The organism is Arthrobacter sp. USHLN218 (genome assembly GCF_037144715.1).
In the GTDB taxonomy this organism is placed as follows: Bacteria; Actinomycetota; Actinomycetes; order Actinomycetales; family Micrococcaceae; genus Crystallibacter.
This window is the reverse complement of record NZ_JBBCYT010000007.1, coordinates 131,055-154,995: the sequence shown is the minus strand read 5'-3', so window position 1 is coordinate 154,995 and position 23,941 is coordinate 131,055. Positions and strand designations below refer to the sequence as shown.

General features: G+C 67.4%; 23 protein-coding genes and 1 tRNA gene. 9 read left to right on the top strand and 15 right to left on the bottom strand.

The features are described from left to right. Nucleotides 1-3 precede the first annotated feature (3 nt). From msrA to epsC, 3 genes are all read left to right on the top strand, one after another. A complete protein-coding gene (gene msrA, locus WFH44_RS16400; protein ID WP_336715009.1) occupies nucleotides 4-528 on the top strand; it encodes a peptide-methionine (S)-S-oxide reductase MsrA in 525 nt (174 codons plus the stop codon). Nucleotides 529-640: 112 nt separating this feature from the next. Continuing rightward, a complete protein-coding gene (gene cysK, locus WFH44_RS16395) occupies nucleotides 641-1,576 on the top strand; it encodes a cysteine synthase A (RefSeq protein ID WP_336715008.1) in 936 nt (311 codons plus the stop codon). 50 nt (nucleotides 1,577-1,626) lie between these two features. Next, nucleotides 1,627-2,214, top strand: coding sequence for a serine O-acetyltransferase EpsC (gene epsC / locus WFH44_RS16390; RefSeq protein WP_336715007.1), 588 nt, complete (start codon nucleotides 1,627-1,629; stop codon nucleotides 2,212-2,214). 834 nt (nucleotides 2,215-3,048) lie between these two features. Here the strand turns inward: epsC and gndA are convergent. The 6 genes from gndA to WFH44_RS16360 all read right to left on the bottom strand — a co-directional run bounded on the left by gndA (nucleotide 3,049) and on the right by WFH44_RS16360 (nucleotide 7,601). Beyond that, a complete protein-coding gene (gene gndA / locus WFH44_RS16385; protein ID WP_336715006.1) occupies nucleotides 3,049-4,485 on the bottom strand; it encodes an NADP-dependent phosphogluconate dehydrogenase in 1,437 nt (478 codons plus the stop codon). 143 nt (nucleotides 4,486-4,628) lie between these two features. Next, the gene (locus tag WFH44_RS16380) at nucleotides 4,629-5,531 is read right to left on the bottom strand and encodes a serine hydrolase (RefSeq protein ID WP_336715005.1); all 903 of its coding nucleotides are present in this window, start codon (nucleotides 5,529-5,531) and stop codon (nucleotides 4,629-4,631) included. A gap of 159 nt (nucleotides 5,532-5,690) precedes the next feature. Further along, nucleotides 5,691-5,763: transfer RNA gene (locus tag WFH44_RS16375), tRNA-Val, on the bottom strand. A 61-nt stretch (nucleotides 5,764-5,824) separates the two neighbouring features. Then, a complete protein-coding gene (locus WFH44_RS16370) occupies nucleotides 5,825-6,703 on the bottom strand; it encodes an NAD-dependent protein deacetylase (protein WP_336715002.1) in 879 nt (292 codons plus the stop codon). Between the two features lie 12 nt (nucleotides 6,704-6,715). Then, entirely contained in the window at nucleotides 6,716-7,174 is a 459-nt protein-coding gene (locus tag WFH44_RS16365; RefSeq protein WP_336715000.1) for a peroxiredoxin, read from the bottom strand. Between the two features lie 4 nt (nucleotides 7,175-7,178). Continuing rightward, the gene (locus WFH44_RS16360; protein ID WP_336714999.1) at nucleotides 7,179-7,601 is read right to left on the bottom strand and encodes a DUF3052 domain-containing protein; all 423 of its coding nucleotides are present in this window, start codon (nucleotides 7,599-7,601) and stop codon (nucleotides 7,179-7,181) included. Between the two features lie 327 nt (nucleotides 7,602-7,928). On the opposite strand from WFH44_RS16360, the gene aceE reads away from it, so the two are divergent. The 6 genes from aceE (at nucleotide 7,929) to fabF (ending at nucleotide 15,933) form a co-directional block, all read left to right on the top strand. After that, the gene (gene aceE / locus WFH44_RS16355) at nucleotides 7,929-10,670 is read left to right on the top strand and encodes a pyruvate dehydrogenase (acetyl-transferring), homodimeric type (protein ID WP_336714997.1); all 2,742 of its coding nucleotides are present in this window, start codon (nucleotides 7,929-7,931) and stop codon (nucleotides 10,668-10,670) included. A 168-nt stretch (nucleotides 10,671-10,838) separates the two neighbouring features. Next, nucleotides 10,839-12,110: a PucR family transcriptional regulator gene (locus tag WFH44_RS16350; RefSeq protein ID WP_336714995.1), complete on the top strand. Its 1,272-nt coding sequence runs from the start codon at nucleotides 10,839-10,841 to the stop codon at nucleotides 12,108-12,110. A 95-nt stretch (nucleotides 12,111-12,205) separates the two neighbouring features. Beyond that, on the top strand, nucleotides 12,206-13,183 hold the full coding sequence (locus tag WFH44_RS16345) for an ACP S-malonyltransferase (protein ID WP_336714993.1): 978 nt from the start codon (nucleotides 12,206-12,208) through the stop codon (nucleotides 13,181-13,183). Continuing rightward, on the top strand, nucleotides 13,180-14,247 hold the full coding sequence (locus tag WFH44_RS16340; protein ID WP_336714991.1) for a beta-ketoacyl-ACP synthase III: 1,068 nt from the start codon (nucleotides 13,180-13,182) through the stop codon (nucleotides 14,245-14,247). The genes WFH44_RS16345 and WFH44_RS16340 overlap by 4 nt, the downstream gene beginning before the upstream one ends. Before the next feature lie 109 nt (nucleotides 14,248-14,356). Continuing rightward, complete coding sequence (locus WFH44_RS16335) at nucleotides 14,357-14,602, top strand: acyl carrier protein (protein ID WP_005266827.1); 246 nt, start codon at nucleotides 14,357-14,359, stop codon at nucleotides 14,600-14,602. A 95-nt stretch (nucleotides 14,603-14,697) separates the two neighbouring features. Continuing rightward, nucleotides 14,698-15,933 (top strand): beta-ketoacyl-ACP synthase II, encoded by a 1,236-nt coding sequence (fabF, locus tag WFH44_RS16330; RefSeq protein ID WP_336714989.1) that lies wholly within the window; start codon nucleotides 14,698-14,700, stop codon nucleotides 15,931-15,933. 104 nt (nucleotides 15,934-16,037) lie between these two features. Here fabF and WFH44_RS16325 read toward each other — a convergent pair whose 3' ends face one another. The 9 genes from WFH44_RS16325 to lepB (WFH44_RS16285) all read right to left on the bottom strand — a co-directional run bounded on the left by WFH44_RS16325 (nucleotide 16,038) and on the right by lepB (WFH44_RS16285) (nucleotide 23,928). Further along, a complete protein-coding gene (locus WFH44_RS16325) occupies nucleotides 16,038-16,541 on the bottom strand; it encodes a DUF3145 domain-containing protein (RefSeq protein ID WP_336714988.1) in 504 nt (167 codons plus the stop codon). A gap of 202 nt (nucleotides 16,542-16,743) precedes the next feature. Beyond that, nucleotides 16,744-17,670 carry a tyrosine recombinase XerC gene (locus tag WFH44_RS16320; RefSeq protein ID WP_336715216.1) on the bottom strand — a complete coding sequence of 309 codons (927 nt, stop codon included), beginning with the start codon at nucleotides 17,668-17,670 and terminating at the stop codon, nucleotides 16,744-16,746. Nucleotides 17,671-17,923: 253 nt separating this feature from the next. Next, nucleotides 17,924-19,120, bottom strand: a complete 1,197-nt coding sequence (dprA, locus tag WFH44_RS16315) for a DNA-processing protein DprA (protein ID WP_336714986.1) — start codon at nucleotides 19,118-19,120, stop codon at nucleotides 17,924-17,926. After that, nucleotides 19,120-20,667, bottom strand: coding sequence for a YifB family Mg chelatase-like AAA ATPase (locus WFH44_RS16310; RefSeq protein ID WP_336714984.1), 1,548 nt, complete (start codon nucleotides 20,665-20,667; stop codon nucleotides 19,120-19,122). Before WFH44_RS16310 ends, dprA begins: the two co-directional genes overlap by 1 nt. Beyond that, nucleotides 20,667-21,023 (bottom strand): YraN family protein, encoded by a 357-nt coding sequence (locus tag WFH44_RS16305; RefSeq protein ID WP_442892924.1) that lies wholly within the window; start codon nucleotides 21,021-21,023, stop codon nucleotides 20,667-20,669. Before WFH44_RS16305 ends, WFH44_RS16310 begins: the two co-directional genes overlap by 1 nt. 96 nt (nucleotides 21,024-21,119) lie before the next feature. After that, nucleotides 21,120-21,446, bottom strand: a complete 327-nt coding sequence (locus WFH44_RS16300; RefSeq protein ID WP_336714982.1) for a DUF2469 domain-containing protein — start codon at nucleotides 21,444-21,446, stop codon at nucleotides 21,120-21,122. Between the two features lie 63 nt (nucleotides 21,447-21,509). Beyond that, nucleotides 21,510-22,472 (bottom strand): ribonuclease HII, encoded by a 963-nt coding sequence (locus WFH44_RS16295; RefSeq protein WP_336714980.1) that lies wholly within the window; start codon nucleotides 22,470-22,472, stop codon nucleotides 21,510-21,512. After that, nucleotides 22,469-23,218: a signal peptidase I gene (gene lepB, locus WFH44_RS16290; RefSeq protein ID WP_336714978.1), complete on the bottom strand. Its 750-nt coding sequence runs from the start codon at nucleotides 23,216-23,218 to the stop codon at nucleotides 22,469-22,471. The genes WFH44_RS16295 and lepB (WFH44_RS16290) overlap by 4 nt, the downstream gene beginning before the upstream one ends. A 2-nt stretch (nucleotides 23,219-23,220) precedes the next feature. Next, a complete protein-coding gene (gene lepB, locus WFH44_RS16285) occupies nucleotides 23,221-23,928 on the bottom strand; it encodes a signal peptidase I (RefSeq protein WP_336714976.1) in 708 nt (235 codons plus the stop codon). Nucleotides 23,929-23,941: the final 13 nt, after the last annotated feature.

Genomic DNA, 23,941 nt, shown 5'->3' with positions numbered 1-23,941 from the left:
GCCATGAAGACTTTTGTGCTCGGCGGAGGCTGCTTCTGGTGCCTGGACGCGATTTACCAGAAGACGAAAGGAGTCACGGAGGTGGTTTCCGGGTACACCGGCGGCCACACCAAGGACCCGTTCTATGAAGCGGTCTGTTCGGGGACGACGGGCCACGCGGAAGTCGTCGCCGTCACCTTCGACGAAGAGGTGGTGCCCGAGGACGTCATCCTGGGGCTGTTCTTTACGGCCCACGACCCGACCACGCTAAACCGCCAGGGATACGACGTCGGCACGCAGTACCGCTCGTCCATGTTCTACCGCGACGAACAACAGAAGGATCTCTTCGAGGCAGCCATTGCCCGCGCGCAGGAGGACTGGCGGGACCCGATCGTCACCGAGGTGGCACAGCTCGGCCCCTTCCACCGCGCCGAGGAATACCACCAGGACTTTTACGCCAAGCACCCGGAGCAGGGCTACTGCCAGGTGATCATTAACCCCAAGCTGGCCAAGGCCCGGAAATATTACGCCCAATGGCTCGCGGCTTAACGGCCGCGGGCGGCGCTGGCTAGGCTGGCTTCAACTGTGCCTTGGTGGCCTGCAGGCCTCTGCCGAGGCACGTCACTGCACTAAGCCCACTGGGCGGGAAGAGGCACCTTTCATGGCAAGGATTTACGACGACGTCACCCAGATTGTCGGAGGCACGCCGCTGGTCAGGCTCAACCGACTGGCCGAAGGCCTCCCCGGCAACGTGGCGGTCAAGCTTGAGTTCTACAACCCCGCTAACAGCGTCAAGGACCGCATCGGTGTCGCCATCGTCGACGCAGCGGAGAAGGCCGGAGCGCTGCACCCCGGCGGCACGATCGTCGAAGGCACCTCCGGCAACACCGGCATCGCGCTGGCCATGGTGGGCGCCGCCCGCGGCTACAAGGTCATCCTGACCATGCCGGAAACCATGTCCACCGAGCGCCGTGTGATGCTTCGCGCCTTCGGTGCGGAAATCGTCCTGACGCCGGGTTCGGAAGGCATGCGCGGCGCGCTGGAGAAGGCCAAGGAAATCGTCGCCACCACGGAAAACTCGATCTGGGCGCAGCAGTTCGCGAACCAGGCCAACGTCGCCATCCACCGCCGCACCACGGGCGAGGAGATCTGGGCAGACACCGAGGGCGCCGTCGATATCTTCGTGGCGGGGATCGGCACCGGCGGCACGATCACCGGCGCCGGCGGGCTGCTGAAGGAGCGCAAGCCCGGCCTCAAGGTCGTCGCCGTGGAGCCGCAGGACTCCGCGATCCTGACCGGCGGGACCCCGGGACCGCACAAGATCCAGGGCCTCGGCGCGAACTTCGTTCCCGAAATCCTGGACACCGAGGTGTACGACGAGGTGCTGGACGCTCCGACCGATGCTTCGGTCCGCACGGCCCGCGAACTTGGCATCAAGGAGGGCATCCTCGGCGGCATCTCGGCCGGCGCCGCCGTCTGGGCCGCCCTGGAGGTCGCGAAGCGCGAAGAGAACGCGGGTAAGCTGATTGTGGCCGTGGTCCCGGACTTCGGAGAGCGCTACATCTCCACGATCCTGTACGACGACATCCGCGGCTGATCATCCGTAACGGCAACGCCGGCGGTCGCACCGCCGAAGAGGAAGTGGCAATGGGATTCACAGCTCGCCTGCGGGAAGACCTCGAGGCTGCGAGGTCGCACGACCCGGCGGCCCGCGGGCAGGTCGAAAACGTCCTGGCCTACTCGGGTCTGCACGCGATCTGGATCCACCGGCTCACCCACCGGATGTGGGCGAATCCCTCGCTGCGGTTCCCCGCCCGCCTGCTCTCGCAGTTCGCGCGGTTCCTCACCGGCATCGAGATCCATCCCGGCGCCGTGATCGGGCGGCGGTTCTTCATTGACCACGGCATGGGCGTCGTGATCGGCGAAACGGCTGAAATCGGCGAGGACGTCATGATCTACCACGGCGTGACCCTCGGCGGCCGGTCCTTGGCCAAGGTGAAGCGGCACCCGACCATCGGCGACCGCGTGGTCATCGGTGCCGGTGCCAAGGTACTCGGACCCGTGGTCATCGGGGCCGACAGCGCCATCGGCGCGAACGCCGTCGTAGTCAAGGACGCCCCGCCCGAGTCGATCATCACCGGCATCCCGGCAACTTTCCGGCATCGCGACCCGCAGAAGGAAACGAAGCCCGCCGTGGATCCGGCCGAGTACATCGACCCCGCGATGTGGATCTGAGAGCCGCAGCATGAGGCCCCGTGCCGCCCCTAAACCAAGGCGGCACGGGGCCTTCGCTTTGGCTCCCTCCGCCCCCGTCAGCAGTCCTACGGACGTCCGGGCCGGGACTGACGTCTGCGCCCGCGCTCACTTTGGTCCGGCGCGCAGACATTCCAAACCGGCTTGGACGGATCTCCGCGGTCTGGGCCCCAAAGGACGTTCCACCGCCCGGTGGATAACCCAAGCCAAGACCAGGCACAGCACAATCGCGATGAGGAGCGTTGGACGCTGCGGCAGCCACGGTTGCATGACGGAGATGAACCACCAGCCCCAGTACTCGTGGATCACGTACAGCGGATAGGTCAACGACCCGGCCAGGGCAAGCCACTTCCAGGTGACTCCCCGGAGCGGAGTGAGCGTTGTAGCGGCAACCAGGGCAAAGCAGCACGCTACCGCAATCCAGCAGTAGATGTCCGGGAAATCGTGGCCTGACATCTCTACCGCCGAATGCCGTTACCGCGGACGTCTCCGGAAAACCTCACTGACGGGCTGGCCCCAGGCTACGTTCTTCCGGGACGTGAAGTGATAGAGCAGCACACCTACCTATGGCCGCGGCCAGGCGGAGGCCGTCCAGGAGATAGAACCTTGTCCCCGCCTTCGAGCCCGTGGCACCGCCGGGGCCCTGTTGCTCTTTGGCGTCCGGCAGCGACGGGGCGCCGGTCTTGGGATCGGCGATGTCCGTGGTGCTCATTGCTGCCTTATCCAGTCTCCGTGGTAGCCAAACTCTGTGCGTTCCGGGCGCGGCGGAGCCGGGGCCGCCCGTCAAGGGCGGCCCCGGTCACGACATACTTTGTCCTAGTGAGTATCTACCGCGGATACTTCGGACTTGTCCCCGCTCCAGAGCGTGTGGAAGGTGCCCTCGGTATCGATCCGGCGGTAGGTGTGCGCCCCGAACAGGTCGCGCAGGCCCTGCGTCAGTGCCGCAGGCAGCCGCTTGCGGCGAAGGCCGTCATAGTAGGCCAGGGAGCTGGAGAAGACCGGCACCGGGATCCCCAGCTGAACCGCCGTGGCGACAACGCGCCGCCAGGCAGGAACGGCATCTGCGATCGCGGCGGCGAAGGCCGGGGCGAACAGCAGGTTCGCGGGCTTGTCCTCGTCCGCGTAGGCCTTCATGATGTCGTCCAGCAGCTCAGCGCGGATAATGCAGCCGGCCCGCCACAGGGAGGCGATCTCATCCAGCTTCAAATCCCAGCCGTACTCCGTGGCGGCGGCGGTCAGCATGTCTGTCCCCTGCGCATAGCTGACCAGCTTGGAGGCGAACAAGGCCTGCCGGACGTCGTCGACGAAGCCCTCCGGCACCTCAACCCGGTCCTCGTGGCCGGCGAGGATGTCCTGCGCCAGTTCACGTTGGTCGCGCTGCGAGGACAGCCCGCGGGCGAACACGGACTCGGCGATCCCGGAGACCGGGGAGCCCAGTTCCAGCGCCGACACTACGGTCCAGCGCCCGGTGCCCTTCTGGCCCGCGGAGTCCACAACGACGTCGATAAACGGTTTCCCGGTCTTCGCATCCTGGTGGGCCAGTACCTCGGCGGTGATTTCGATCAGGAACGAGGACAGCGGTCCCTTGTTCCACTCGGTAAAGACCTCCGCCTGCCGGGCCGGCTCCAGCCCGGCAGCCGAGCGCAGCAGGTCCGAGGCCTCGCCGATGACCTGCATGTCCGCATACTCAATGCCGTTGTGGACCATCTTGACGAAGTGCCCGGCACCGTCGGTACCCACCCACCGGCAGCACGGATCGCCGTCGTACTTGGCGGCAATCTTCTCCAGCATCGGTCCGAGGGAATCGTAGGACTCGCGCGAACCGCCGGGCATGATGGACGGCCCCAGCAGGGCGCCCTCCTCGCCGCCGGAGACGCCGATGCCGACGAAGTGCAGGCCCTTCTCCGCCAGGGCCGCCTCCCGCCGCCGGGTGTCCTCGTAATGGGAGTTGCCGGCGTCGATGACGATGTCGCCCTCGTCCAGCAGCGGGACCAGCTGGTCGATCACCGAATCCACCGGGCCGCCGGCCTTGACCATGATCAGCACGCGTCGGGGCTTTTCGAGCGCCTCCACCAGCTCGGCCAGGGTCTCGGTGCGGATGAAGTCGCCCTCATCGCCGTAGTTCTCCAGCAGTGTGTCCGTCTTGGCTGCCGAACGGTTGTGCAGCGCCACGGTGTAGCCGTTGCGGGCGAAGTTGCGGGCCAGGTTGGCGCCCATGACGGCCAGGCCGGTCACGCCGATGTGTGCACTCATTAAGTCTCCATTGCTGCTGTGCGGTCCGGCAGCGGTTGCGCCGGACAGTGGGATTCCTGCGTCCAGCCTAATGGGACCCCCGGCACGAGGGAAAAGCGGTTGCACTATATTGGCCGCATTGTGCGCGGGCCGCGGTGGTCCTGCTAGAGGTCGTGGACGATCTCGGCTACGTCTTCCACGAGGGAGACGCCGTCGTCCATGGCGGCGCTGCCGGCCGAGAGCACGGCGATGCTGTATTCATCGGAGCCCTCGCTGACATGGCCTATGCTGTTGACGCTCCACAGACCGTCCTCGTCCTGCAGCCATCCGTTCTTGACAGCGACGGCGGCGTCGCGGGTTCCCGCGGGAACGCCCCAGTACTGCGATCCCTCCACCGAATTCATCAGCTCGACCAGATAACCGCGCTGGTCTTCGTCGAGCCAGTCCGCGCCCTTGGTGACCGCCTCGACGACCTTCAGCTGGTCGTCGGCTGTGGTCAGCGAGCCGCCCCAGCCGGGTCCGGACTCGGTGCTGGACATTCCGAGCAGCTGGTAGGTCTCGCCCAGCCCGACGTTTCCGCCGATCCTCGCGTACAGCTCGTTCGTGGCGTCATTGTCGCTCTTCGTGATCATCTGCCTCGAGAGCTCGATTTCCTCGGCCGAGAGCCCCCGGCCCTGTTCGGTGGCCTGGCGGATCAGCGACAGCACGATGGAGACCTTCACCACGCTGGCCTCCATATAGCGCCGCCCGGGCTCGTAGGTCCAGGTCTGGCCGGTGGCGTCATCACGGACCGCCACGGAGAACGTCTGGCCGGACGCCTCGGCCTGCTCAGCCATGGCCACGCGGAATCTTTCCTCCCGAGTGCCGGACCCATCAGCAACTTTCGCCTCGGCCGCCGGAGGGCCGGCCGCCACTTGCTCCGCCACGACGTCCTGGGCGGCGTGGGCGGTCGAGGAGAGGATGGAACGGCCATCGTCGCCGGCCAACCCCACGGACGACGCCGTGAGCGTGGCGGCCGTCGCCGCGGCCAGGGTTCCGGCTATGGGCCGGGTAATGCGTTTGGGCATATCAACCTAAGGTCGGAAATCTTCCTCTTCCTTGGTATCAAGCCGGGGCGTCCCTTGGCCAACCGGGAGGCAGGGCATGCGGCCGGGACGGGCGGCCGCTGCACCCTGAACCACCGCACTTAAACGCAAACAGGACCCCGTCTCCGAGGTCCTGGCGGGTGGGTCCTACCGGGATCGAACCGATGACATCCACGGTGTAAACGTGGCGCTCTACCAGCTGAGCTAAAGACCCGCTGCGATGTTTTGTACAGTGCCGCAATGCGTTATCCGCCGCAACATCACAAGGAAATACCTTACCTGATAACCGGACCAGCTTGCCAATCGGACGCGCCCGAAGCGGCCTCGGCCGGCTCCGGAAGTCCGGCGGACAGCGCCTGCAGCGATTCCGAGGTTCCGGCCTCGACCTTGACCGTGGCCAGGGCGTCCCCGCGCGTCCGGCCGCGGTTGATGATTACGACCGGCTTGTCCTGTTTGGCGGCGTGCCGCACGAAGCGCAGGCCGCTCATCACGGTCAGCGACGACCCGGCCACCAGCAGCGCCGCCGCCGCGTCCACCAGCGCGTACGCCGCCGCCACCCGGTCCTTGGGAACGTTCTCGCCGAAGTACACGAAGTCGGGCTTGAGCATCCCGCCGCAGACGTCGCAGGCGGCAATCACAAAGCCCTCGGTATCGGAGACATCCGCGTCGGCGTCGGGAGCGACATCCCCGGCATCGGACCGGGCGGCCATCCAGCCCGCGTTCAGTTCCTCGAGCCGGAGAGCCAAAGCTGCACGATCCACCGTGGTCCGGCAATCGAGGCAGACCACCCGGTCGAAGCGGCCGTGCAGGTCGATGACCTTCCGGCTTCCCGCGGCCTGGTGCAGCCGGTCGACATTCTGCGTGATCAAGCCGGTCAGCACGCCCCGCTGTTCCAGCTCTGCGAGGGCGAAATGCCCGCCGTTGGGCTCCGCCCGCCGCATGTGCCGCCAGCCGGCGTGATTCCGGGCCCAGTACCTTCGGCGCAGCGCCTCGTCGGAGACGAACTGCTGGTAGGTCATGGGATTGCGCGGCACCGACCCCGGTCCGCGGTAGTCGGGGATGCCGGAGTCCGTGCTGAGCCCCGCCCCCGTCAGGACGGCCAGCGGCCGCCCCGAGAGCAGCTCTAGCACCTCACGCAATTGGCCGCGGTCCATGCGCCGGCCCGCTCAGAGTTCCTTGAGGATGCGGTGGTATTCCTGGATGTCGCGCGCCTGGGTGCGCGGGTTCCTGATGATGTGCCGAAGGATCCCCTCGGCGTCGATGATGAAGGTACCCCTGGTGGCCATGCCGGATTCGTCGTCGAACACGCCGTATGTCCTGGCGACGCCGCCGTGCGGCCAGAAGTCGGCCAGCAGGTCGAAGTCGTAGTTCTCCTTCTCCGCGAAGGCGCGGAGCGCGAACTTGTGGTCGACCGATATGCCCAGGACGCGGGCATTTTCGCTCTTGAACGACTCGAGATCATCGCGCAGTTCGCACAATTCACCGGTGCAGATACCCGAGAACGCGAACGGGTAGAAGACCAGGACGATCTTTTCGCCGCGCAGGGCCGACAGCCTGACGGGCTCCCCGAACTGGTTGGAAAGCTCGAAGTCCGGTGCAGTCTGGCCAACCGTGAGTTCCGCCACGGCGCTACCCCTTGTTCCGCTTGCTGACCAGCCGCGCCGCGGCCCAGTCATCGGAGACACCCGCGGAGGATGTGGCGTGCAGGCCGGCGGTAGGAGCGGCCTCCTGGATTTCCGACGGCGGTACGTAACCGTCGCGCCCCGACTTAGGCGTGAGGACCCATACCTGGCCTCCGGCGTCGAGCGTGGTCTGGGCATCCATCAGCGCGTCGACGAGGTCGCCGTCCCCATCACGCCACCAAATGATGACGGAGTCGACGGCCTCCTGGTCGTCTTCCGTCAGCAACTCGGAGCCGGTGAGTTCCTCAATGTCGTCGCGCAGATCGAAATCCACGTCGTCGTCGTAGCCGAACTCCTGTATCAGGTCCCCTTCTTTGAAACCCAATCTGCCCGCCACATTGTCAACCGCGGCGGTCTCGGCCTCGCTCACTGTGCTCCTCCTCGTTGCAATTCGCTGCGCCCGGTACGGACGCTGTTATGGATATTACAAGCCAACACCCTATTTGTGGTTGCTTCAAGCCGCATGACGGGCAGCAGTCCAAACCGACGGCGGTCCCGCACCTGCGTGAAGGCCGTCACGTACTGCATAGTGGTCAGGCAAACGGTTAGAGTTGCACCAGTTGTACCGTCGGCGGAACCGGCCGCAGGGAACAGCAGCCGACGCCTCCGGCGAAGAGGCCGAACCCCGCCGTACCATCGGCCGGGACGCTTAATCAGAAAAGGCGCAGACACAATCTGCACATCAGAGAGGTTGGACGTGAGCGCAGGAGAAGACACCTCGCACATCCTGAGCGGCCTGACAAGCCAGCTGCCGGACCGTGATCCCGAAGAGACCGCCGAATGGGTGGAGTCTCTGGACCAGCTGATCCAGTCCCAAGGCACTGAGCGCGCCCAGTTCATCATGCGTTCGCTGCTGCAGCGGGCCGGCGCGCAAAGCGTCGGCGTACCCATGGTGACGACCACGGATTATGTGAACACCATTCCCGTGGACCAGGAGCCTGCCTTCCCCGGCGACGAGGAAATCGAGCGGCGCTACCGCGCATGGATGCGCTGGAACGCCGCCATGCTGGTGCACCGGGCCCAGCGTCCGGAAATCGGCGTCGGCGGCCATATCTCCACCTATGCCGGCGCCGCGACGCTCTACGAAGTCGGCTACAACCACTTCTTCCGCGGCAAGGACCACCCGGGCGGCGGAGACCAGATCTTCTTCCAGGGCCACGCCTCTCCCGGCATGTACGCGCGTGCCTTCATGGAAGGCCGCTTGACCGAGGAAGACCTGGACGGCTTCCGCCAGGAGAAGTCCCGCGAGGGCCATGCACTGCCGTCCTACCCGCACCCGCGGAACATGCCGCACTTCTGGGAATTCCCGACCGTCTCGATGGGCATCGGACCGGCCAACGCCATCTACCAGGCGCAGGTCAACCGCTACCTGCACAACCGCGGCATCAAGGACACGTCGGACCAGCACGTCTGGGCCTTCCTCGGTGACGGCGAGATGGATGAGCCGGACTCGCGCGGCTTCCTGCAGCTGGCAGCGAACGAAAAGCTCGACAACCTCACCTTCGTGATCAACTGCAACCTGCAGCGGCTCGACGGACCGGTCCGGGGCAACGGGAAGATCATCCAGGAACTCGAGGCCTTCTTCCGCGGCGCCGGCTGGAATGTCATCAAGGTCGTCTGGGGCCGCGAGTGGGACAGCCTGCTGGGCAAGGACAACGACGGCGCCCTCGTGGACATCATGAACTCCACGCTGGACGGGGACTACCAGACCTACAAGGCCGAATCCGGCGGGTTCGTGCGCGAGCACTTCTTCGGTAAGACCCCGCAGACCAAGGACATGGTCGCGGACATGACCGACGAGCAGATCTGGAACCTCAAGCGCGGCGGCCACGACTACCACAAGGTCTACGCCGCCTATAAGGCCGCCACCGAGTTCAAGGGCAAGCCGACGGTCATCCTGGCCCAGACGGTCAAGGGCTACGGCCTCGGAACCCACTTCGAGGGCCGCAACGCCACCCACCAGATGAAGAAGCTGACCCTCGATGATCTGAAGGGGTTCCGCGACCACCTGCGCATTCCGATCAGCGACGAGGCCCTCGAGGCCGACCCGTACCGCCCGCCGTACTACCACCCGGGACAGGACTCCCCCGAGGTCAAGTACATGATGGAGCGGCGTGCCGCCCTCGGCGGCGCCGTACCGGAACGGCGCACCAAGCACACCCAGCTGCACCTGCCCGAGGACAAGGCCTACGAAGTCGCCAAGCGCGGCTCGGGCAAGCAGCAGGCGGCGACGACGATGGCGTTCGTCCGGCTGCTGAAGGACCTCATGCGGGACAAGGAATTCGGCAACCGCGTGGTGCCGATCATCCCGGACGAAGCCCGGACCTTCGGCATGGACTCGTTCTTCCCCACGGCCAAGATCTACAACCCCAAGGGCCAGAACTACCTGTCGGTGGACCGCGACCTGGTGCTCGCGTACAAGGAATCGCCGCAGGGCCAGATCCTGCACACCGGCATCAACGAGGCCGGCTCGACCTCCGCCCTCACGGCCGCGGGCACGTCCTACGCCACCCACGGCGAGCCGCTGATCCCGATCTACATCTTCTACTCGATGTTCGGCTTCCAGCGCTCGGGCGACTTCTTCTGGGCCGCCGCTGACCAGATGGCCCGTGGATTCGTCATCGGCGCGACCGCCGGCCGGACCACGCTGACGGGCGAAGGCCTGCAGCACGCGGACGGCCACTCGCCGCTGCTGGCCTCGACCAACCCGGCCGTCGTCACCTACGACCCGGCCTACGGTTACGAAATCGGGCACATCATGAAGTCCGGCCTGGAGCGGATGTACGGCGGGAACCACCCGGATCCCAACGTCATGTACTACCTGACCGTCTACAACGAGCCGATCGTGCAGCCGGCCGAGCCCGAAGAACTGGACGTCGAGGGCCTGGTCAAGGGCATCTACCTGCTGGCGCCGGCCAAGATCGACGGTCCCCGCACCCAGCTGCTGGCCTCCGGCGTTTCCGTTCCGTGGGCCCTCGAGGCCCAGCAGATCCTGGCCGAGGACTGGAACGTCTCCGCCGATGTCTGGTCCGTCACCAGCTGGAACGAACTGCGCCGCGAGGCGGTGGCCGCCGAGGAGGAAGCGTTCCTCAACCCGGGCCAGGAGGCGCGCAAGCCCTTCGTCGCCCAGCAGCTTGAGGGCGCCACCGGCCCGATCGTGGCCGTCACCGACTACATGAAGTCGGTGCCGGACCAGATCCGCCAGTTCCTCCCCAACGAATTCGCGACGCTCGGCGCCGACGGGTTCGGCTTCTCCGATACCCGCGCGGCGGCACGGCGCTTCTTCAAGATCGATAGCCATTCGATCGTGGTGCGGGCGCTGCAGATGCTGGCCCGCCGCGGCGAGGTGGACCAGAACGCACCGCGTGAAGCCTTTGAGCGCTACAAGCTCACCGACGTCAACGCGGGAACCACAGGAAACGCCGGCGGCGAGTCCTGACCTCGCGGCCGGCTTAGCCCGGACGGCAAGACTGCGGCGGACGCCCCTGGCGGGTGTCCGCCGCAGTCTTTTTCCGGCACGGCGCAGCCACCCTCGGCCGGTGTTTTAGTAGGAAACACACAAAGCCCCTGAATGGAGCCGGGCCCGGCAACTGCGTATGCTCGATGCATGCCCCGCCCTCGGACCGATTCCTCCGCTGCACCTTCCGGTGCGCGGCCGGCGGCGTCCCGCAGCACCAAAAGTGCGCCGGACAAGGCCGCCCCGACCAACGCCGCCACCCTGGACAGGCTGCGCTCCCGGATCGGGGCACTGTCCACCACCACCCTGAAGCGGCTCGAAAACGACCTGCCCTGGTACCGCAGCCTGCGCCCGGATGAGAGGGCAGCCCTCGGCCTCGTGGCGCAGAAGGGCATCGCCTCCTTCGTCACCTGGTACGAACGGCCGGCCTCCCCCGCCTGGGTCATGAACGACGTCTTCGGCACCGCGCCGACCGAACTGACCCGCTCCATCAGCCTGCAACGGGCCCTGCAGCTCATCCGGGTGGTCGTCGAGGCCGTCGAGGACCAGGTGCCGGATCTCGCGGGCGGGAACGATGAGGCGGGCCTTCGCGAGGCCGTGCTGCGATATTCGCGCGAGGTTGCCTTCGCCGCGGCCGATGTGTACGCCCGCGCGGCGGAAACCCGGGGCGCCTGGGACACGCGGCTGGAAGCCCTGGTCGTGGACGCCATCCTGCGCGGCGAATCCTCCGACGCCCTGCGTTCGCGCATCGCCGCCGTCGGCTGGAAGTCCTCCGGCCGGATCACGGTCATGGTAGGCAGCTCGCCGGGCGAGCCCAGCCCCACATTCGTGGCCGAAGTGCGCCGCGCCGGGTCGCGCTTCGCCGACGACACGCTCGTCGGCATCCAGGGTGACCGCCTGATCCTCGTCCTCGGCGGGATCTCCGACCAGGGCCCTGCCTTCCTGAGGCTGAGCGAGCTCTTCGGCCCCGGCCCCGTTGTCTACGGCCCGGAGTCGGGCTCGCTGGTGGACGCCAGCCTCTCCGCCCAGGCCGCGTTTGCCGGCCTTACCGCCGCACGGGCCTGGCCCGCCGCGCCGCGGCCCGTGGCCGCCAACGATCTGTGGCCCGAACGGGTGATGTCCGGAGACGAGGCCGCCCGCCGCGACCTGTACAAGCACATCTACGTTCCGCTGCTCAACGCGGGCAACGGCCTGGTCGAAACCCTCTCCAGCTACCTGGCCCTCGGACATTCGCTGGAAGCCACGGCCCGGGAACTCTTCGTCCACGCCAATACCGTGCGTTACCGGCTCCGGCGGGTCAGCGACGTCACGGGCTGGGACCCGCTGCTGCCGCGCGAAGCCTTCGTCCTGCAGACGGCCCTCGTGGTCGGCCGGCTGGTCGGTTCGCGCGCCACGCAGGACCGCCCGCCTACTCGGCAGTAACTTCGACGCCTTGTAGACTTCCTACAAAGCGGCCCGGTGAGCTTCGTCCGCCGAAACACCCTTGGAACTGCACCCTTTTTGGAAAGCTGGATAACGTGCTTGCTATCGTCTGCCCCGGCCAGGGGTCCCAATCGCCCGGTTTCCTGTCCCCGTGGCTCGAAGTTCCCGGGGTCGCGGACCACCTCGGTTTGCTGAGCGATATCGCGCAACTGGACCTCGTGGCCCACGGAACGACCTCCGATGAGGAAACCATCAAGGACACCGCCGTCGCCCAGCCGCTGATCGTGGCTGCGGGACTCGTCACGGCCAAGGCACTCACCGCGAATGACCCGCTGGACTTGTCGACCGTCATCGCGGGGCACTCCGTCGGCGAGATCACCGCCTCCGCGATCGCGGGCGCCCTGAGCGAAAACGACGCGATGGCCTTCGTCCGTGAGCGCGCCAACTCCATGGCGCGTGCCGCCGCCCAGACCCCGACGGGAATGAGCGCTGTACTGGGCGGGGACCAGGCCGAGGTGTTCGCCGCCATCGAGGCGGCCGGCCTCACTCCCGCCAATGCCAACGGCGGCGGCCAGGTAGTAGCGGCCGGCACCCTCGAACAGCTGCAGGCCTTCGCGGCTAATCCGCCGGCCAAGGCCCGCGTCATCCCCCTGAAGGTGGCCGGCGCCTTCCACACCACGCACATGGAGCCCGCCGTCGGAGCGCTGGAGGCGCTGCGGCCGCAGCTGTCCCCCTCCTCCCCCACCCTGACGCTGCTGTCCAATTACGACGGCGAACCGGTGGCGGGCGGCGAGCAGAACCTTGACAGCCTCATTGCCCAGGTTTCACGCCCGGTCCGCTGGGACCTCTGCATGGAGGAGATGCTCTCCGTGGGCATCACCGGCCTGCTTGAACTGGCGCCGGCAGGAACCCTGACGGGCCTGGCCAAGCGCGGCATGAAGGGCGTGGCAACGCTGGCCCTCAAGACGCCTGAGGACCTCGAAGCGGCGCGGGACTTCGTGGCCGAGCACACGCGGCAAACGCCCCAGGCCGCAACAACTGTCGAAGAAAAGTCTGGAGACATCCACCCGTGAGCACCCCCGTCCTGCGCCAGTCACAGCTGCGCGATCATTCACGCATCCTCGGATACGGTGCTTACCGTCCGGACGTCGTCGTCACCAACGAAGATGTCTGCCAGTGGATCGACTCCTCCGACGAGTGGATCCGCCAGCGCACCGGCATCGTCACCCGCCACCGCGCCGGAGCGGATACATCGCTGCTGGACATGGCAGAAGGCGCTGCCACCGAGGCTCTGGCGAAGGCCGGAATCGAGGGGTCCCAGCTGGGTGCCGTCATCGTCTCCACGGTGTCGCACCCCTACGCCACGCCCTCGGCGGCGGCTGCCCTGGCCGACCGCGTCGGCGCGACGCCTGCTCCGGCCTTCGATATTTCGGCCGCCTGCGCCGGCTACTGCTACGGCATCGCCCAGGCCGACGCACTGGTCCGTTCAGGAGCGGCCGAGTACGTGCTGGTCGTGGGCGCCGAAAAGCTCTCCGATGTGATCGACAACACCGAACGCACGATCTCGTTCCTGCTCGGTGACGGCGCCGGCGCCGTAGTGATCGGCCCATCCGACACGCCGGGCATCGGCCCCTCGGTCTGGGGCTCCGACGGAAGCAAGTGGGACGTCATCAGCATGACCCACTCGCTGAACGAGGTCCGGGAGCTCTCCCTCGCCGCCGAAGCAGCCGGGTCGCTCAGTGCCGCCGTGGCCGAACGCGGCGAGCCGGACCACAAGCTCTGGCCGACCCTCCGGCAGGACGGCCAGTCCGTCTTCCGCTGGGCCGTCTGGGAAATGGCCAAGGTGGCCAAGCGCGCACTGGAGGCCGCCGGCGTCGAACCCGGCGACCTCGCAGCGTTCGTCCCCCACCAGGCGAACATGCGCATCATCGACGAAATGGTCAAGCAGCTGAAGCTGCCGGAGAATGTCGTGGTGGCCCGCGACATCGCCGAAGCCGGCAACACGTCGGCGGCGTCGATCCCCTTGGCTACGCACCGGCTGCTCGAGGAACACCCGGAACTCAGCGGGGGGCTTGCCCTCCAGATTGGTTTCGGCGCAGGCCTGGTCTTCGGTGCACAGGTCGTGGTTCTGCCGTAATATCGCAGCGTCGCGGCACAGCAAGGAAAAGTTTGCCGATCCAAACCGCAGTCTGCGGTTTGACAACCCACGCCGGACAGCGCGCCGGCTACAAGAAAAGGAGCCTTCCATGGCTAGCAACGAAGAAATCCTGGCAGGACTGGCAGAGATCGTGAACGAGGAGACCGGCCTGGCTCCCGAAGCGGTCGAACTGGACAAGTCCTTCACCGACGACCTGGACATCGACTCCATCTCCATGATGACCATCGTCGTCAACGCCGAGGAAAAGTTCGGTGTCCGCATTCCGGACGAAGAGGTCAAGAACCTCAAGACCGTTGGCGACGCCGTCGACTTCATCGCCAAGGCCCAGGCCTAGCCTCCCGCAGGGAAGCCGGCGGCCGGACACCCGCTACAGCAGTTCCGGCCGCCGCCCATTGCTTTTTCCGCCCATCCCCCTGAGAGATTGAGTACATGGCACGCAAAGTAGTCATCACCGGCCTAGGCGCCACTACGCCCATCGGCGGCGACGTCCCCACCACCTGGCAGAATTCGCTCAAGGGTGTTTCGGGAGCCCGCACGCTTGAGGACGAGTGGGTTGCCCGGTACGAACTGCCGGTGACCTTTGCCTGCCGGGCGAGCAACAAGCCCGACGAGGTCCTCAGCCGGGTCGAAGCCAAGCGCATGGATCCGTCCACCCAGTTCGCCGTCGTCGCGGCGCGCGAGGCATGGAAGGACTCGGGCATCGAGGACATCGACCATGACCGGCTGGCTGTTGCCTTTGCGACCGGCATCGGCGGTGTCTGGACCCTCCTCGACGCCTGGGATACATTGCGCGAACGCGGCCCGCGCCGGGTGCTCCCGATGACCGTGCCGATGCTGATGCCGAACGGCCCGGCCGCTGCCGTCAGCATGGATCTCGGTGCCCGGGCCGGTGCCCACACGCCCGTCTCGGCCTGCGCCTCCGGAACGGAAGCCATGTCGATGGGTATCGACCTCATCCGGGCCGGCAAGGCTGACGTTGTCATGACGGGTGGCGCCGAGGCCGCCATCCACCCGATGCCGATCGCCGCTTTCAGCGCCATGCAGGCGCTGTCCAGGCGGAATGACGATCCGGAGCACGCCTCCCGTCCCTACGACATCGACCGCGACGGCTTCGTAATGGGCGAAGGCGCAGGCGCCCTCGTCCTCGAGGCCGAAGAACATGCGCTGGCCCGCGGCGCCCGCATCTACGCCGAGCTGGCCGGCTCCGGCGTGACCGCGGACGCCTACCACATCACCGCCCCCGATCCCGAAGGCCTGGGCGCTACCCGGGCGCTCAAGGCTGCCCTCTTTGACGCGCGGGCCCAGGCCACCGACGTCGTGCACGTCAATGCACACGCCACCTCGACGCCTGTCGGCGACAAGCCCGAGTACACGGCCCTCAAGGCCGCCCTGGGGAACCATGTGGACAACGTCGCGGTCTCGGCCACCAAGTCGCAGACCGGCCACCTGCTGGGCGCTTCCGGCGCCGTCGAATCGGTGCTGACCGTCATGGCCATCTACGAGCGGAAGATGCCGGTCACCATCAACCTGGAAAGCCAGGACCCCGATATTCCCCTGGACGTCGTTACGTCGGTCCGGGACATGCCGGCCGGTGACGTCGTCGCGCTGAACAACTCCTTCGGCTTCGGCGGCCACACCGCCGTCGTCGTTTTCCGCAACGCCTGACCGCACCGCCCGCCCGGGCGTTGGGGCACGTTGCGGCGCCCGGGCTCAAAGCCCGGCCGCCTCATCGTTGTTTAAGGGAGGATGCGAAAAGCTCCGCCGGTGGCTCAGCCCACCTGGTGGAGCCAACGTACCGGCGCGCCTTCGGCGGCGTGCCGGAACGGCTCAAGTTCTTCGTCCCACGCCTCGCCGAGTGCCAGCGAGAGCTCGTGGTAAACGGCCGCCGGATCGCCCGCGCCCGATTCGTAGGCGTAGCGGATGCGGTCTTCCGAGACCATGATGTTGCCGTGGACGTCCGTGACGGCATGGAAAATACCGAGTTCGGGGGTGTGCGACCAGCGCCCGCCGTCCACACCCGCGCTCGGCTCTTCCGTCACTTCGTAACGCAGGTGGGCCCAGCCCCGCAACGCGGAAGCCAGCTGCGCTCCGGTACCCTGGGCGCCAACCCACGACAATTCCGCGCGGTACATCCCGGGTGCAGCAGGCTGCTGCGTCCACTCAAGATCCGTGCGCTTGTCAACCACCGACCCGATGGCCCACTCGATATGCGGGCATAACGCGGTCGGCGCCGAGTGCACGAATAACACACCACGCGTCATCACAACAGACATCCCATCCTCCATTTGCTGTAGGTACGTCTTCCCCAACGACCTTCAGCCCGCGGATAGAATTCTGGTGCGGTACCGTATTCGTCCCGATAGCAGCAGCTACGGGAACTCTATTTCGTCAAATCGTTTGATTCCCGACTCATTCTGCCGCATGTCCTAAAATTGCGCCACTGTAACTCCACTCGCGCCCCGAAATGGACTCGCATTAGGCCCGGGGGTGGGCCTGCCGGTAGCTGGAGTTCAGCCGTTCCACCGAAACGTGGGTGTAGAGCTGGGTGGTTGCGAGCGAGGTGTGCCCCAGAATCTCCTGCACGGCACGAAGATCCGCACCGCCGTCGAGCAGGTGCGTGGCCGCGCTGTGCCGCAGGGCGTGGGGCCCGCTGGCCGCCGTGTCGGGAACCGCTGCCAATAACCGGGCGGCCACGGATCGGACCTGCCGCGGGTCGATCCGGCTCCCCCGCCGGCCCAGGAAGAGCGCCGGGCCGCTGGCCGCGACCGCCAGCCGTCCGCGCCCGCGCCGGAGCCAGTCGTCCAGGGCCGTCCCCGCCGGGATACCGAAGGGAACGATACGCTCCTTATTGCCCTTGCCCAGGACCCGAACCGCACGACGCTCGTGGTCGACGTCGTCCACGTCCAAGCCGGCCAGCTCGCTGACCCGGATGCCCGTGGCATAGAGCAGCTCGACCATGGCCCGGTCCCGCAGCGCCACCGGATCGCCTTTCGCGGCCTGCTCCGACAGCGCTTCGAAGAGCTGCTCCATCTGGCGCCGCTGGAGCACCTCCGGCAGCGCCGACTGGCGTCGCGGGGCCTTCAATCGCTGCGAAGGATTCTCCGCGATCAGCTCTTCCCGGAACGCCCATGCCATGAACGTCCGGGCAGCGGCGGCCCGCCTCGCCAGTGTCGCCCGGGCCATGCCGGCCGTGTTCATGCTCCCCAGCCAGGCCCTCAGCACGGACAGGTTGATGTCCGCCAAGTGCTGCCCCGATCCGGTGGCGGCGAAGCCCAGCAGATTCGCCACGTCGCCCAGATAGGCACGGATCGTGTGTTCCGACCGTGCCCGTTCAGCCTGCAGGTACCGGCCGAACGCTTCAAGGGCGGCGGCGAAGTCAGCGGGCAATTCTTCGCCCGCTATCCCTTCGGCGGCCGGGTCGTCACGGTCATTCACCCTCCAACTTTCGTGGATCCTGCGATCGGGCTCAAGCAGGCGCGCGGGTCATCGACCGGAAGCACCTTCCGAGGTCCTCCAGTCGTATCCCGAAACGGTTCTCTTGCCGCAGCCCGCGGGGGTGAACTGTCTGCGCCAGGCGCCATCCCTGGGTTCACGGCCTGCGCGCCCGGCGCCAGCCCAGGTTTCTCGGCCTGCGCGGCCAACGCCAGCCCGGGCTTCACGACCTGCGCGCTCGGCGCCAGCCGAAGCCGTCCTGGCGTGCCAGGCCGCGGGACTCGAGCCTGCCGAGTCCGGCCAGGACACTCCGTGCGGGCAGCCCGGCCACGGGGGCGAGCTTGTCGATGCTGACGCCCTGCCGGACCGGCAGGGCATCCAGCAGCAGCAGGTCTTCCACGCCAAGACCATCATGGTCGGCCAGTGCCTCCTGCTGAGGCGGCGCGCCAGTGGCGTCGAAGGGGCCGGCCAGCTCGGCTACTTCCGCCGCCTCCGTGACACACGTGGCGCTGCCATCGCGCAACAGCCGATGCGTGCCGGCCGAATTTGCGGAGTACACGGACCCCGGCACGGCGCCGACCGGACGGCCGAGTCCGGCCGCGTGGTGCGCGGTGTTCAAGGCACCCGAGCGCCAGCGCGCTTCCACCACGACGGTCACACCAGCCAGCGCCGCGATGAGCCGGTTGCGCTGGAGAAACCTCCATCTGGTCGGCGCCGAGCCCGGCGGCACCTCCGCGAGGATGATTCCCCGGGCGGCGATCGAGCGCAGCAGGTCCTCGTTGCCCGCCGGGTAGTAGCGGTCCAGGCCGCACGCCATCACGGCCATGGTCGTCACGCCATCGGCGTCATCCGCTGCTGCGAGCGCGGATCGGTGGGCCTGGGCATCGATGCCGTACGCTCCCCCGGATATGACGCAGTAGCCGCGCTGGACGAGGCCGGCGGCCATGTCTCCTGTCACCGAATTGCCATAGTTGGTGCTGTCCCGGGATCCGACCATGGCAACGTTGCGGTTCAAGGCCGGAACTCCCTGGTCAACGTCTCCGCGCATCCACAGGCACACCGGCTCCCCCAGTTCCAGATCTGCCAGCGCGGCAGGCCAGAGGTCGTCGGACGGAATAACCAGCCGCCCGCCCAACCGTTCCATGGTGGCCAGGTCCCGCTCCGGGGCGAGGTCCTTCACCCGGGGAGCCCAGCGCTGGAGGGCATCCCCCAGCAGGGACTGTGGGCCGCCCGCCTCCCGGTCGAGCACCCGCCGCAGCTCGCCTTCCAGACCCTGGCCGGGCCCCATCGAGCCGGTGGCTACCCTCAGTGCGTCGACCGGGCCGAGGGCCGCGACGAGTGCCAGGCCCACCCAGTCCGACGGTTCCATGAGTCGGGCAAGGGCCGCCCTGGCCCGTCGCTCCTCCAACGCTCCGGCCATCACGCGGCCATCCTTTCGTTCTGGCGGTAGGCCAGGGCCAGCCCGACGCAGTCCCGGTCCGGAGCGGCCTGACCCGCCAGATCGGCGATGGTCCACGCGACGCGCAGGACTTTGTTGTAGCCGCGGGCGGTGAGGACGTTGTTATCCATGGCCCGGTCAAGGTCGGCTGACATCCGGCGAGGCAGGCGCAGGGGACCTTTGAAGAGCTCGGCGGGCACCTCGGCGTTCAAGGCGTGGCCCCACCGGCCCAGACGATCGCGCTGGGCCTGCCGCGCCCGGCCGACCCTGGCCGCCACCAGCGCCGTGCTCTCCTGGCCCTGTGCGGAAGTCATGTCGCTCCGTCTCAGGCGCGCCAGTGTCAGCTGAAGGTCGATCCTGTCGATCAGCGGACCGGAAAGCTTGCCGAAGTACCGGCGCCGCTGGGTAGGGGTACAGGTGCAGTCGATACCCTTCTCGTCCGACCGGCCGCAGGGACACGGGTTGGCGGCCAGCACCAGCTGGAAGCGGGCCGGATATGTGGCGGTCCCCGCCGCACGGTGCAGCACCAGCTCTCCGCTCTCCAGTGGCTGCCGCAGCGCGTCAAGTACGGCGCGGTCGTATTCGGGCGCCTCGTCGAGGAAGAGCACGCCCCGGTGGGCGCGGGAAGCCGCACCTGGACGGGGCATTCCGGAACCTCCGCCGATGATGGAGACCGCGGTCGCCGTATGATGCGGATTCTCGAAGGGCGGGCGGCGCAGCAGCTGGGTCAACCCCGCTGCCGTACTGCTCAGCGAATGCACCGCCGTCACTTCCATTGCATGATGGTCCGGCAGATCCGGCAGCAGCCCTGGCAACCGTTCGGCCAGCATCGTCTTGCCGGCGCCCGGCGGTCCGACCAGCATGATGTGGTGTCCGCCGGCGGCAGCGACCTCGAGCGCGGTCCTGGCCTCCTGCTGGCCTGCGATGTCAGCCATGTCGGGGCCGTGTCCAGCCGCGGCGGCCGGCGCATCGGGTCCCGGGCCTTCTTCGGGTCCCTCCGGCGGCAGGACCACCCGGGCCGGGTCAGCGCCGAAGGCCAGCAGCAATTCGGCCACCGAGGAAAAGCTGCGGACGCAGGCACCCGGCACAAGGTCCGCCTCGGCACGGTTCCCATCGGCAATGACAACGTCCGGACGTCCGGCCTCGACGGCGGCCATAACGGCCGGGAGGACGCCGCGGACCGGCCGCAGCCGGCCGTCCAGCCCCAGCTCCGCGAGGAACACGGTGCTGCCGCTCGGACGGACGTCCCCCGCGGCCTGGAGTGCGGCCATCAGCATCGCCAGGTCGAATCCCGAGCCTTTCTTGGGCAGCGATGCGGGAATCAGGTTGATGGTGAGTTTGCGGCGGCTCAGGGGTATACCGGCGTTCTTGGCGGCCGAGCGGATCCGGTCCTTGGCCTCGGTAAGGGATGCGTCGGGAAGCCCCAGCAGCACGAACGCCGGCAGCGTCTGGCCGATGTCCGCCTCCACCTCGACAATGTGGCCCGCCAGCCCGACGAGGGCGACGGAAAAGGACCTGCCCAGCCCCATCAGCCGACAGCCTTGAGGTGCTCAATCACCGGCGGATTGTCGCCGTCATCCAGGACCGCGACCGCATCGATGCGGTAGCCGTTGGCGGACATTCCGTGGGCCCGCAGCCATTGCCGCGCGAGGATCTGCAACCGCTCGACTTTGGCCGGGGTGATGGCTTCCAGCGGATGGCCGTAGTCCACCGACCTGCGTGTCTTGACCTCGGAGACCACGACAGTGGCCCCTTCCAGGGCGACGATGTCGATTTCCCCCGCGGGTCCGCGCCAGTTGCGGTCCACAACCCGTTGTCCGGCTTGTTCCAGGTAGGCCGCGGCCAGCGTTTCGCCGGACCTGCCGAGTTCGTCTTTAGCTCTCATAGGTTCCAGCGTGCGCCGCTTAGCGGCGCTCCGCGGGAACCCGTTCGCCTATGTGGACAGCTCGCCAGCCACGCGGGCTGTGGAGGAGGACTGGCCTCAGTTGCCCAGGTCGCCGTCCTTCGGCAGGGTCAGGTCATCCGACTTGGACAGCTCTTCGATGTTAACGTCCTTGAACGTCAAGACGCGGACCTTCTTGACGAAGCGGGCCGTGCGGTAGATGTCCCATACCCAGGCATCCTGCATCGTCAGGTCGAAATAAATCTCGCCGTCGGCCGAACGCGCTTGAAGATCGACGTGGTTAGCCAAATAGAACCGGCGCTCCGTCTCCACGACGTAGCTGAAGAGGCCCGCGACGTCGCGGTATTCCCGGTAGAGCTGCAGCTCCATGTCCGTTTCATAATTCTCAAGGTCTTCAGCGCTCATGAGTCCATCTTCTCGCAGATCGGTAGGGGTTGCCGCCGGTGGTGCGGGACGCCGCTGTTGGTGCTAAGCCAGGCTCGGGGCGGGGGCGGGCGCCGCAGGCGCCTGCTCCGGGGCCGCGACGGGACACACCGCTCCAGCCTCCGGGTCTGGCGCGGTAGGCACGGGCTCGGGGGCGGGCGCGGTGGCCACGGGCGCGGGGGGCTCGGCTCGCTCCGCCTCGGGAGCGGGCGCAGCCTCGGGAACAGGTGCCGCCTCGGTGCCCGGCCGGGCTGCGGGGCCTGGTGTCTCCCCTGCCTCTCCCCCGCCGGCGGTCCCGTCATCCGGCTCGACGGCATCATCCAGCACCGCATCATCCAGCACCGCAGGAATCAGGCGCCAGCTGCGCCTGTGGACAGCCGACGGACCGTGCGCAGTCAATGCCGTCCGATGGGCGGCCGTCGCATATCCCTTGTTGACTTCCCAGCCGTACTCGGGATGCGTCGCGGCCAGCTCGGCCATAAGGTTGTCACGCTCCACCTTGGCCAGAACGCTGGCCGCCGCGACGCTGAGGCAGTTCAGGTCCGCCTTGATTTTCGTCTGCACCGGTGCGTCGCATCCGGTCCCGCTGCCCGCATCGAAGAGGGTGGGTTGCTCGACCGGCGAGAGCCAGTTGAAGTTTCCGTCGAGGATCACGACGTCGGGGCGGGACGTTTCCAGCACCGCCTGCCACGCGCGGGTACCGGCGAGCCTGAGCGCCGCCGTCAGGCCCAAGGAATCGATCTCGTCCGGGGAGGCGTGGCCGACCCCGTAGGCGACCGCCCAGGTACGGATCCGGGGAACCAGCAGCTCGCGGTCCCTCGGGTGGAGCAGCTTGCTGTCCCGGACGCCTTTCAGCGGCTTTACGGCCCCGGCATCAATGAGCACCATGCCGACGGTGACGGGCCCGGCCAGTGCGCCGCGGCCGACCTCGTCGGCCCCGGCCACCATGCGGAACCCCTGTGACGTCAGCGAGCGTTCGAACCGCAGGTGCGGGTTCTTAGGTGTCACTCTCCGCCCTCCTGCTCCGATCGTCCGGAAGGCGTGTTGGCCGGTGCTGAACCGCCGCCTGCGGGCGGCACCGTGTCGAACACCTCGGGATAGTTGCCGATCACGCCCATCCGGTCCAGCGGCCAGGCGATGACGGCGGCTTTGCCTTCCACCGAGTCGAGGTCGATGAAGCCTCCGGAGGCTTCATCGCGGTGTTCCCGGGAGTCCGCCGAATGGTTCCGGTTGTCTCCCATGACCCAGATTTTACCGTCGGGAACGACGACGTCGAAGGGCTGGCTTTCGTTCGTGGACTCGGGGTGCAGGTAGGGCTCGTCCAGCGCTTTCCCGTTCACCGTGATCCGGCCGTCCGCATCGCAGCAGACCACCCGGTCTCCGCCGATGCCAATCACGCGCTTGACGAGGTGCTGCTCGGAACTGTCCGGCATCAGCCCGACGAAGGTGAGCGCCTGCTGGAACCAGTTTCCGCCGTCGTTGCCGGCACCGTTGGCCGGCAGCCACCCCAGGTCGTCGCGGAAGACCACGACGTCACCCCGCTCGAGGCCGATGGGCTGGGGCACCAGAAGATTGACGAAAATGCGGTCATTAACCTCGAGGGTGTTCTCCATCGAGGTCGACGGGATGTAGAAGGCCCGGAAGAGGAAGGTCTTGATGAGGAAGGACAGCAATAGTGCGACGACGACAATGATCCCGATTTCCTTCAGCCAGGCCAAAGCCGGGTTCCTGCGTTTGTCTGCCGCCTGCTCCATGTCTATTTTCCTTCATCCGACCCTGTTTCCAGGGCGATTCGTTCCAGCCTGCCGGACCGCTCCAGCGGCCAGATAATGTGTGTCGGCCTCCCGATCACCCGGTCCGTCGGAACCATGCCGCCGCCGGGTGCTCCGAGCAGGCCCCGGGAATCCGCGGACACCGACCGGTGGTCCCCCATCAACCACAACCTATCCTGTGGCACGCGGACGGAGAACTCCAGTTCGCTCGGCGCGTCGCCCGGCTGGATGTAGGGCTCGGCCACGGCCTCGCCGTTGACCTCGAGCAGGCCGTCGGCAGTGCAGCATTCCACGGAGTCGCCGGGCAGCCCGATGACCCGTTTCACGTAGGTTGTGCCGTTTCCGGCGAACCCGAGCCACTGGCCCATCTGCAGCAGGGCATCAACGTAGGCCGGATTCCCGCTGCGGAGCGGGGCAAACGAGCCGCGGCCGTCGAAAACCACCAGGTCCCCCCTGCGAATCGGGCCGTAGTGGTAGTCGGTCCGGGAGACCAGGACGCGGTCGCCTTCGGTCAGGGCGGGTTCCATCGACGCCGACGGAATGTAGTAGACGTCGACCAACGTTGCCCGGACCACCGCGCTCAGCACGATGGCAACCGCCAGGGCCGCGAAGACAAAACGCCAGCCCGGGAACCCGGGCCGGCGTTCTGAGCGCTCCCCGGCTTTCAGCCGGGGAGCTGCATGGTCTTGCACCGCGAAATCGAGG